Raw genomic sequence first — 10,670 nt, 5'->3', positions numbered from 1 at the left:
CCGGGACCCCCGCCGCGGCAGCACCGCGTCCCGGCCCGCACCCACCAACGCGAACGGGCCGGGACCCCCGCCGCGGCAGCACCGCGTCCCGGCCCGCACCCACCAACGCGAACGGGCCGGGACCCCCGCCGCGGCAGCACCGCGTCCCGGCCCGCACCCACCAACGCGAACGGGCCGGGACCCCCCGTGGGTCCCGGCCCGCACGTCGGTCACCGGTCAGTCGCGCTTCCGTTCGGTCTCGGCCCGGGCCTGGTCGACGCCGTGGTCGGTCTGGTCGGCGAACCGCCCCTCGACGATCCGGTCCCGGAAACTTCCCTCGGTCACCTTGTCGAACTTCTCGCGGACGGTGTCGGCCAGGTCCTCCAGCCGTTCCTCCGTCTGCTGGGCGACCTTCTTCGCCGGCTCCGCCATCGCTCCCCCTCGCCATGCCGGTGGGTCCGAATTAAGCCGGTTGGACCCGTATCGACAGGTTAACGGAAGCGGCCCGACCCGCGCCGGAAAATGCGGCGCGGACCGGACCGAGACAGCGAAAAGCAGGTCAGCGATCGGGCATACGGCGGGGCCGCCAGACCACCAGCGCGGTGGACGTGCGGTTGGTGGGCACCAGGTCACTGCCCGGGAAGCGGGCCAATGACTCCAGCTCGGCCACCCGGCGGTACGCGGCGTCCAGCTCCGCTTCCAGTCGGGCCACCCGCTGCTGCGCCTGCTCCAGCAACCGCTCCAGCCCGATGATCCGCTTGACGCCCGCCAGGTTGATCCCGTCGTCCTGGCTGAGCCGCTGCACCTCGCGCAGCAGCACCACGTCGCGCACGCTGTACCGACGCCCGCCACCGGCCGCCCGACCGGGCTGCACCAGCCCCAGCCGGTCGTACTGGCGCAGGGTCTGTGGATGCATCCCCGCCATCCGCGCCGCGACCGAGATCATCAACACCTTGGCCTCGTAGGCAGGGTCACTCGAACCGAGGAACTCGCCCGACATGCCGCTCACCTCCGCGTCCATCCCACCGGACTAACTGACCCGACGCACCCGTGCGTCGAGATGTTCCCTGGCCGCCGGCGGGCTCTGCTCGGCGAACGCCTCCAGCGCCACGCGCGCCTCGTCGGACAACCGGGACGGCACCACCACGTCCAGCGTGACCAGCAGATCGCCGGCCTGCCCGTCGCGGCGGACCACACCCTTGCCCCGCGCCCGCAGCACCCGACCGCTCGGCGTACCCGGCGGCACCCGCAGGGTCACCGCACCGTCGAGCGTGGGCACCCGCAGGTCCGTGCCGAGCACGGCCTCCGCGAACGTCACCGGCACGGTCAGCGTCAGGTCGTCTCCGGTACGCCCGAACAGCTCGTCCGGCCGGACCTTGACGTGCACGAACAGATCACCGGCCGGGCCGCCGCGCTCGCCCGGCTCACCGCGCCCCGCCAGCCGGATGCGTTGGCCGTCGGCCACGCCGGCCGGGAAGCGCACGTTCATCGTGCGGGTCTTGGTGACCCCGCCGCTCCCGTGGCACTCGGGGCACTTCTCCTCGACCACGGTGCCGACGCCCTGGCAGTTGCGGCACGGCTCGGAGAAGCTGAACGACCCCTGGTTGCGGGTCGTCACCCCGGCGCCGTGGCAGACCGGGCAGGTCCGCGGCTGGGTGCCGGGCTTGGCCCCGTTGCCGTGGCAGGTGTCGCAGACGCCCGGGGCGCGCAGCGTCAGGGGCAGGGTGACCCCGCGCACCGCGTCCCCGAAGTCCAGTGCCACCTCGGTCTCGACGTCCCGACCACGGGCCGGACCGCGCGGGGCGGCCTGCCCACCGGCCTGCCCACCGGAGAAGATCGAGCTGAACAGGTCTTGGAAGCCGGCCCCGCCGAAGCGACGGTCGCCGCCCCCGGCGGCGCCACCGCCGAACAGGTCGGAAACGTCGAACGGCATACCGCCCGGCTGGCCGCCGCCCCGGGCATTGCGCCGGAACGCGCCCGAACCGAACAGCGAACGCATCTCGTCGTACTCCCGGCGGCGGCCGGCGTCCGAGAGCACGTTGTACGCCTCGGACGCGGCCTTGAACCGCTCCTCGGCCTTGGGGTCGCCCGGGTTGTGGTCCGGGTGCGACTCCCGGGCCAACTTGCGGTACGCCTTCTTGATGTCATCCGCGGAGGCGGCCTTGTCCACGCCGAGCACGGCGTAGAAGTCCTTCTCGAGCCAGTCCTTCGAACTCACCGGTCCACCCCCTTCCAACCGTCGTGGCCCGGCCGTCCCGCCCACCGCTGAGCGGTGGGCGGGACGGCCTGGTCACCGTTTCGCACTATTCCGGATCCGCGACCGCGACCAGCGCGGGGCGCAGCAGCCGCTCACCGAGCTGGTAGCCGCGCCGCATGACCTGCACGCAGGTCGGTTCGCTGACCTCGGCCGAGGTCTGGTGCGCGACCGCCTCGTGCCGGGTCGGGTCGAACGGGTCGCCCTGTTCGCCGAAGGCGTTCAGACCGAACTTGCCCAGCGCGGTGGTGAGCTGTTCCGCCACCGTGCCGAACGGTCCGACCAGGTCGCCGTGTTCCCGAGCCCGGTCCAGGTCGTCGAGGATCGGCAGCAGCGCGGCCAGCACCGAGCCGGTCGCCTGCTCCTGCACCAGGCTGCGGTCCCGGTCGACCCGCTTGCGGTAGTTGGCGTACTCCGCCGACACCCGCTGGAGATCCCGGGTCCGCTCGTCCAGGTCGGCCCGCAGCGCCTCCAGCTCGGCACCGAGCGTGGTGCCGGTGCCACCGCCGTCCGCCGGCTTCGCCGGGGCGTCCACCACCGGCGGGCCGGACGGCTCCGGCCCGTCGGTGGAGTTGACCTCGACCTCGATCTCGTCGACCACGATCTCGGCGTCTTCGACCAGACCTTCGGCGGAGACGTCGTTCCCCGCGTCGGCGGCGGCGCCCTCCGGCTCCGTCGCGTCGCTGAGCTTGCGGTTGTTGCGGATGACGACCCGCTCCTCGGCGCCGGTGGTCGGCTCCGTGGGCGCGGAGCCACCCGGCGTCGACCCGGTGTCGCCCGGGTCGGCGGCTCGTGGCTTCTGCGTCATGCGGCTACCTCATCCCTTTGCCGTGGATACGTGTCGGAGGCCGACGGTCACTTCTTGCCGTCCTCGTCCACGATCTCCGCGTCGACCACGTCGTCGGCACCACCGGCAGCGCCGGCCTGCGGGCCGGTCGCACCGGTCGCACCCGGGCCGGCCTCGCCGCCCGGCTGCTGGCCCTGCTCGGCCTGCTGCGAGTAGAGCAGCGAACCGGCCTGCTGGGAGACCTGCGCCAGCTTCTCGTGCGCGGACTTGATCTTCTCAATGTCCTGACCGCCGAGGGCGCCGCGCAGCTCGCCGAGCGCCTCGTTGAGCTGCTCCCGGTTCTCGCTGGGCAGCTTGTCGCCGCTCTCGGCGAGGAACTTCTCGGTCTGCCACTGCAGCGCCTCGGCCACGTTGCGGGTCTCGGCGTCGTCGCGGCGGCGCTTGTCCTCCTCGGCGTGCTCCTCGGCGTCCCGGCGCATCCGCTCGATGTCGTCCTTCGGCAGCGAGGAGCCGCCGGTGATCGTCATCTTCTGTTCCTTGCCGGTGCCAAGGTCCTTGGCGTGCACGTTGACGATGCCGTTGGCGTCGATGTCGAAGGCGACCTCGATCTGCGGCACACCGCGCGGCGCCGGCGGGAGGCCGGTCAGCTCGAAGGTGCCGAGCTTCTTGTTGTAGGCCGCGATCTCCCGCTCACCCTGGAACACCTGGATCAGCACCGACGGCTGGTTGTCGTCCGCCGTGGTGAAGACCTCGGAGCGCTTGGTCGGGATGGTGGTGTTGCGCTCGATCAGCTTGGTGAAGATGCCGCCCTTGGTCTCGATGCCCAGGCTCAGCGGGGTCACGTCGAGCAGCAGGACGTCCTTGACCTCACCCTTGAGCACACCGGCCTGGAGGGCGGCGCCGACGGCGACGACCTCGTCCGGGTTGACGCCCTTGTTGGGGTCGCGACCGGTGAGCTGCTTGACCAGGTCGGTCACGGCGGGCATCCGGGTCGAACCACCGACGAGGATGACGTGCTCGACGTCGGAGATCTTGATCCCGGCGTCCTTCACGGCCTGCTCGAACGGGCCCTTGCAGCGGTCCAGCAGGTCCTGCGTCATCCGCTGGAACTCGGCGCGGCTGAGCGTCACGTCGAGGTGCAGCGGGCCGGCGGAGCCGGCGGTGATGTACGGCAGGTTGATGTTGGTGGTGGTGGCGGCGGACAGCTCGATCTTGGCCTTCTCGGCGGCCTCACGGAGCCGCTGCAGGGCCATCTTGTCCTGACCGAGGTCGATGCCGTGCTCACCGCGGAACGTCTTGACCAGGTGGTCGATGATCCGCTGGTCCCAGTCGTCGCCGCCGAGGTGGTTGTCACCGCTGGTCGACTTGACCTCGATGACGCCCTCGGCCAGCTCCAGCAGCGACACGTCGAAGGTGCCGCCGCCGAGGTCGAAGACCAGGACGGTCTGCTCCTTGGAGCCCTTGTCCAGCCCGTACGCCAGGGCGGCCGCGGTCGGCTCGTTGACGATCCGCAGCACGTTGAAGCCGGCGATCTCACCGGCCTCCTTGGTGGCCTGGCGCTGGCTGTCGTTGAAGTAGGCCGGGACGGTGATCACCGCGTCGGTGATCTGCTCGCCCAGGTACGCCTCGGCGTCCCGCTTGAGCTTCATCAGCGTCCGGGCCGAGATCTCCTGCGGGGTGTACTTCTTGCCGTCGATGTCGACGGACCAGTTCGTGCCGACCTCGCGCTTGACCGAGCGGATCGTCCGGTCCGGGTTGGTCACCGCCTGACGCTTGGCGACCTCACCGACGAGCACCTCGCCGTTGCGGGCGAACGCGACGATCGACGGGGTCGTCCGCGAGCCCTCAGCGTTGGCGATGACGGTGGGCTCACCGCCCTCGAGAACGCTGACGCAGGAGTTCGTCGTGCCGAGGTCGATACCGACCGCACGTGCCATCTTCGCTTCCTCACTTCGTAAGGTTGTGCAGGTGACGGGCATCGCCCGGGGCTGCCTGGCGGGCCACCGCCCGCAGCGGGCCACACCACAAGTTGAGTGAACTGGACTCAATAGTGCCACGCGTCGGCGAATCGTCAAGTCGACTTGAGCCGACCCGACGCAACCCAGCCGTTACTACCGTCCGGTTGTCTTCCCTTGCATCGGTCGGGCACGCTTTAGCGGTGACGACGCACGGCGATTCCGCCACCCGTTCCGGCGCGCCCGCCGTCGCAGCCCGCACCGGCCCGCCGGACGCCGCGGAGGAGCCGCCCGCCACCACCGGGGACGACAGCCTCCCCGGCGCGCTGTCGGGCCTCCGGGCCGCGATCGGCGCCACCCGCTATCCCCTCTGCCTGCCCTCCGCCGGGTCCGCCCGACACACCGCCGCCGCCCTCACCGACCAGCTCGACGACTATCTGCTGCCCCGGCTCGCCCGGCTGGACGCCCCGCTGCTCGTGGTGGTCGGTGGCTCCACCGGGGCGGGCAAGTCGACCCTGGTCAACAGCCTGGTCAAGGCCCGGGTCAGCGCCGCCGGTGTGCTCCGGCCCACCACCCGCTCCCCGGTGCTGGTCTGCAACCCCGCCGACGCGGCCTGGTTCCGGCAGGGCGACCTGCTGCCCGGGCTGACCCGCACCACCGAGCCCAGCGAAGATCCACGCGCGCTGCACCTGGTCACCGCCCCCGCCCTGCCACCCGGGCTGGCCTTCCTCGACGCACCGGACATCGACTCCGTGGTCGACGCCAACCGGGCACTCGCCAGCCAGTTGCTGGCCGCCGCCGACCTCTGGCTCTTCGTCACCACCGCCGCCCGGTACGCCGACGCGGTGCCCTGGGAGTTGCTGCGCAGCGCCCGGGCCCGGGGCGCGGTCATCGCCATGGTGCTGGACCGGGTGCCCGCCGAGGCCACCGACGAGATCGCCGCGCACCTGGCCGAGATGCTCGCCGCACAGGACCTCGGCCGGGCACCCCTGTTCGTGCTCCCGGAGACCTGGGTCGATGGTCAGGGGCTGCTGCCCGAGGGCGTCACGGCGCCGCTGGCCGACTGGTTCGCCCGGCTGGCCGCCGACGCCGACGCGCGGTCCTCGGTGGTCCGGCAGACCCTGGACGGCGCGCTGGCCGCGCTGCATCCGGCCGTCGAGGAGCTGGCCGAGGCCGCCGACGAGCAGGTCGCCGCCGCCGACGGGTTGGACGAGCGGGTCCGGGCCGCGTACCGGGGTGCCGAACGGACCGTCGAGCAGGGCCTTCGGGACGGCCGACTGCTCCGTGGTGAGGTGCTCGCCCGCTGGCAGGAGTTCGTCGGCACCGGGGAGCTCTTCCGCACCCTGGAGGCGCGCATCGGGCGTCTCCGGGACCGGGTGGTGGCCGCCGTCACCGGCCGGCCGGCACCCTCCGCCGAGCTGCGCAACGCCATCGAGTCGCAGCTGGTCACGTTGCTGCGCGGCGTGGCGTCCGAGGCCGCCGAGTCCGCGTACACGGCGTGGAAGGCGCACCCGGCGGGAGCCGAACTGCTCGATCCGGCGCTCGCCCACCCCGGCGCCGACCTGCCCGAGCGGGCCGAAAGGATGGTCCGTGACTGGCAGCGTGGCGTGCTGGAGCTGGTCCGGGTCGAGGGCGCCGACAAACGGTTCGTGGCCCGCACCGCCGCGTACGCGGTCAACGCCACCGGCCTGGCCGTGATGATCGCCGTGTTCGCGTCCACCGCGTTCATCCCGACCGGACTGGAGGTGGCCACCGGGGCCGGCACGACCGTCGCCGCGCAGGCCGTACTCCAGGCGATCTTCGGCGACCAGGCGGTGCGTACCCTCGCCGCCACGGCGCGCGAAGACCTGCTGGCGCGGGTACGGACGCTGCTCGACGTGGAGGCCGACCGCTTCCTGACCCGCACCGCCGACGCGCGGCCCGCCGCGGAGGTCGGCGACGGTTTGCGCCGGGCCGCCGGCCGGGTCGAGGTGGCCCGACACCGCAGTGGCCTGGCTGCCGACGAGGAGGGCCCCCGGTGACCAACATCACCGGTCGGATCCGGGAGGCGTTCCGGGGTGACCAGCGGGTCGACCCCGACGCGCTGATCGCCCGCCTGGACGCCGTGAGCCGGTTCCTGACCGCGGTGGACGGCCTGCTGCCCGACTCCGAGCTGGTGCCCGCGCACACCCTGGTCGAGCGGGCCGGCACCCGGCTCGCGTTGTCCCGCGACCACACCGTGGTCGCCCTCGCCGGCGCCACCGGCAGCGGCAAGTCCAGCCTGTTCAACGCGCTGGCCCAACTGGAACTCTCGCCGGTCGGCGTCCGCCGGCCGACCACCGGTGTCACGCACGCGTGCGTGTGGGGGCCGTTGGAGGGCGCCAACCGGCTGCTCGACTGGACCGGCGTGCTGCCCCGGCACCGCTTCGTCCGGGAGAGCGCGCTCGACGCGGACGACGAGACCGCGCTGCACGGGCTGATCCTGCTCGACCTGCCCGACTTCGACTCCGTGCAACGATCCCACCGCCTGGAGGTGGACCGGCTGCTCGGCCTGGTCGACCAGGTGGTCTGGGTGGTCGACCCGCAGAAGTACGCCGACCGGGTCATCCACGACAGCTACCTGCGCGAGTTCCACCGGCACCGCGACGTCACGCTGGTCGTGCTCAACCAGGCCGACCGGCTGCCCCCGGCCGAGCTGCCCCGGGTCCTGGACGACCTACGGCGGCTGCTCGACGCCGACGGCCTGACCGGCGTACCACTGCTGGCCACCACCGCCATCGACCCGGCCGGGATGGTCGGGCTGCGCAGCGCGCTGGAACGGACGGTCGCCGACCGGCAGGCCGCCCTGCGCCGGCTCGCCGGTGACGTCGACTCGGTGGTCGCCGGCCTGGACGAACTGGTCGGCTCGGCGCGGCCCGCGGGCGGACCGGACGACGCGACCGTCGCCGGGCTGAACCGGGCGCTGGCCGACGCCGCCGGAGTGCCGGCGGTGAGCGAGGCGGTGGAACGGGCGTACCGGCATCGGGCCGGCGCGGCCACCGGCTGGCCCGTGGTCCGGGGCTGGCGGCGGCTGCGGCCCGACCCGCTGCGCCGGCTGCACCTGCCCGGCCCGGCCGGCGAGGGCACCGACCCGGCGGAGAGCCTGGTCGCGGCCACCTCGGTGCCGGACCCGACGGCCGCGCAACGCTCCGCGCTGGGCCTGGCGATCCGCGCGGTGGCCGACCGGGCCGCCGCGCAGCTGCCCGCGGCCTGGCCGACGGCGGTCACCTCGGCCGCCCGGTCCCGCCTCGGTGATCTGCCGGACGCGTTGGACCGCGCGATCGCCGGCACCGACCTCGGTCTGGACCGTCGGCCGGTGTGGTGGCGGGTCGTCGGCGGTGTGCAGTGGCTGGTCACCCTGGCCGCCGTGCTCGGGTTGGGTTGGCTGGCGCTCGGCTACGCGCTGCGGGTGCTCGGCCTGCCCGCGCTGGACGATCCGATGGTCGGTGCGGTGCCACTGCCCACCGTGCTGCTGCTCGGCGGCCTGCTGGCCGGGCTGCTGGTGGCCGCGCTGAGCCGGCCCGTGGTGCGCTGGGCCGCCCAGCGGGCGCGGGCCCGCGCCCGGCAGCGGCTGACGGTCGGGGTCGCCGAGGTGGGCGAGGAGTACGTGCTCGCCCCGGTGCGGATCGTGCTCGCCTCGTACGCGCGGGCACGTGACGCGCTGCGCGACGCCGCCCGCCGCTGACGTCCCCACGGCTCGCTACCGCTCTGCGTACCGGCGCAGCGGCGTAGGGTCGGAGCATGGCCACGCCTCAGACCCCCTACGACGCGGTGCTGCACGCCGCACGCGACGTGACCAAGCTGGAGTCCGCGCTGGACGCCGAGATGCTCGGCAGCGCCCTGCTCGGCAGCGTCTACGCGATCGCGGAAACCGACCGGGACACGGCCGTACGGGAGTTCGTCACCGGGTTCCTCGCCGCCACCGCCCGTCGTCGGGTCGCGTCGGCGACCACCATCCGGCAGGTCTTCGCCGCGCTCGTCCCCACCGCCGACGGCACCGACCGGGTGCGTCCGGGCAGCCAGGCACCCACCTGGGCCGGCCAGCTCGGCCGGGTGCACCTCACCGGCAGCTGGGCGTACGGCGACGTGTACGGCGACCAGACCTCATACCTCGCCACCTTCGCCTACGACGACGCGGCCGGCGGCTCCGAGCACGCCCTGGTGGCCCTGGTGGACCACAACATCGGGGTCACCAAGGACATCTTCGTCGGCGGCCCCGCGGAGCGGATCCTGGATCAGGTCCGGCAGATGTGCGCGGACGACGAGCTGACCTGGTTCCGTACCGAGGACCCGGCCCGCCTGCGCGGCGAGGTGGCCCGGCACCTGGCGGTCACCGACGAGCTGAGCGAGCTGCCCGGCGAGGGCTCCCTCGCCACCGACCGGGCGCTGGTCGGCGCCCGCCTGGCGCTGCTGCCGACGGCGACCGCGCCGACCGGCCCGGCCGAGGTCGAGCCGCTCTCCGCCGCCGAACGCACCGACCTGGTGCGGCGGTTCCTGGCCGCGCCGGAGGCCGCCCGCTTCGGCCTGGACGCCGTCGACGGCGCGGAGCTGGCCTCGCTGCACTTCTGCCTGAGTCTGCTGCTGGACCACTCGGCGACCTTCCCGGACGCCGACCCGATGCGGTGGAGCCCCGCGGTGTCCGGGCTCTTCCTGCTCGACTGGGTGCACCGCCGCGCGGTGCTGGACATGGACGACGCCGCGATGCTGCCCCGGGTGCTGCGCGCCTGGGCCCGGTACGCGTCGCGCCAGCGCGGCCTGACCGAGGCGGCCGCGGCGCGGACCGACGAGGCGATCGAGGAGATGGTGCCGGAGTTCGCGCGGCTCTACTCGACCGGTGAGCGGCGCAGCCCGGCCACGGCGGCGGTGGCGCAGTTGATGGCCGACGGGGTGGACCCGGACGACCCGGCCGCGCTGGACGCCTGGATCGAGGCGAACCGGCACCGCCTCGCCGACGACGGCGTCTGACGGGCTTACCCGGGCGGGCGGCACCCCGCCGCCCGCCTGGGTTCCCGATCGAGCCGCGCGCCCGTGGCTCCCGATCGGGCTCGCTCAGCGGAGCAGGCCGAAGACCGTGCCGGCGATCAGTGCGCCGAGCGCCCCGCCGGCCAGCACCTGGGGAACGGTGTGGTCCCGCAGCCGCACCCGGGACCAGCCGACCACGGCCAGCAGCGGCGCGGCGACGAGCAGCCGATCCCCGAAGATCAGCGCCAGGATGACCAGCGTGCCGGCGGCGACCGCCGAGTGGATCGACATCTTCCACCAGTGGCTGACGGTGACGGTCACGACGACGCCGACCAGGCCGGCGACCGCCAGTGCCAGCACCGGACGGGGCGCACCGAGCACGGCGAGCAGCACGAGCCCGGCCGTGACCGAGCCGAGGCCGATCAGCAGGGGCACCCTGCGCTGCTCCCGGCGGCCGATGTGGTGGTCGGTGAGCCGGCCGCGCCGTACGCCGCCGACGATGTAGGCGAACGGGATGCCGGTGACGAAGAGTGTGGCGAGCAGGCCCCACGCCAGGCCGTGACCGGTCCGCCGGGCGCTGTGCCAGCTCACCGTGAAGATCAGCAGCGACACCAGCACGGCCGGCGCCGTCAGCTCGGTGACCAGCCGGGCGACCCGCAGCCCCGGGCCGGGCCGGGCGACCGGGCGGAGTTCGGCACCGCCGCCCACGCCACCC

At 73.6% G+C, this 10,670-nt stretch carries 9 protein-coding genes; 3 read left to right on the top strand and 6 right to left on the bottom strand.

Features of this window, described 5'->3' with window-relative positions:
* Positions 1–216: 216 nt before the first annotated feature.
* From F8271_RS26870 to dnaK, 5 genes are all read right to left on the bottom strand, one after another.
* Positions 217–411, bottom strand: a complete 195-nt coding sequence (locus F8271_RS26870; RefSeq protein ID WP_151492648.1) for a hypothetical protein — start codon at positions 409–411, stop codon at positions 217–219.
* A 127-nt stretch (positions 412–538) separates the two neighbouring features.
* Positions 539–979 (bottom strand): heat shock protein transcriptional repressor HspR, encoded by a 441-nt coding sequence (locus tag F8271_RS26865; RefSeq protein WP_151492650.1) that lies wholly within the window; start codon positions 977–979, stop codon positions 539–541.
* A gap of 30 nt (positions 980–1,009) precedes the next feature.
* Positions 1,010–2,197, bottom strand: a complete 1,188-nt coding sequence (gene dnaJ, locus F8271_RS26860) for a molecular chaperone DnaJ (protein WP_151492647.1) — start codon at positions 2,195–2,197, stop codon at positions 1,010–1,012.
* Positions 2,198–2,282: 85 nt separating this feature from the next.
* The gene (gene grpE / locus F8271_RS26855; protein WP_151492646.1) at positions 2,283–3,041 is read right to left on the bottom strand and encodes a nucleotide exchange factor GrpE; all 759 of its coding nucleotides are present in this window, start codon (positions 3,039–3,041) and stop codon (positions 2,283–2,285) included.
* A 47-nt stretch (positions 3,042–3,088) separates the two neighbouring features.
* Positions 3,089–4,957 (bottom strand): molecular chaperone DnaK, encoded by a 1,869-nt coding sequence (gene dnaK / locus F8271_RS26850; RefSeq protein ID WP_151492645.1) that lies wholly within the window; start codon positions 4,955–4,957, stop codon positions 3,089–3,091.
* A 221-nt stretch (positions 4,958–5,178) separates the two neighbouring features.
* Between dnaK and F8271_RS26845 the strand changes: the two genes are divergently transcribed.
* From F8271_RS26845 to F8271_RS26835, 3 genes are read left to right on the top strand one after another with little or no spacing between them, the layout of a single operon-like run.
* Positions 5,179–6,996, top strand: coding sequence for a GTPase domain-containing protein (locus tag F8271_RS26845; RefSeq protein ID WP_151492644.1), 1,818 nt, complete (start codon positions 5,179–5,181; stop codon positions 6,994–6,996).
* A complete protein-coding gene (locus tag F8271_RS26840; protein WP_151492643.1) occupies positions 6,993–8,678 on the top strand; it encodes a GTPase in 1,686 nt (561 codons plus the stop codon). Before F8271_RS26845 ends, F8271_RS26840 begins: the two co-directional genes overlap by 4 nt.
* 56 nt (positions 8,679–8,734) lie before the next feature.
* Positions 8,735–9,958, top strand: a complete 1,224-nt coding sequence (locus F8271_RS26835; protein WP_151492642.1) for a hypothetical protein — start codon at positions 8,735–8,737, stop codon at positions 9,956–9,958.
* An 84-nt stretch (positions 9,959–10,042) separates the two neighbouring features.
* On the opposite strand, the gene F8271_RS26830 is transcribed toward F8271_RS26835, so the two are convergent.
* The gene (locus tag F8271_RS26830) at positions 10,043–10,663 is read right to left on the bottom strand and encodes a phosphatase PAP2 family protein (protein WP_151492649.1); all 621 of its coding nucleotides are present in this window, start codon (positions 10,661–10,663) and stop codon (positions 10,043–10,045) included.
* Positions 10,664–10,670: the final 7 nt, after the last annotated feature.

The organism is Micromonospora sp. ALFpr18c (genome assembly GCF_008868155.1).
Classification (GTDB): domain Bacteria; phylum Actinomycetota; class Actinomycetes; order Mycobacteriales; family Micromonosporaceae; genus Micromonospora.
The sequence above is the reverse complement of the archived record's forward strand: the minus strand, read 5'-3'. Positions and strand labels throughout refer to the sequence as shown.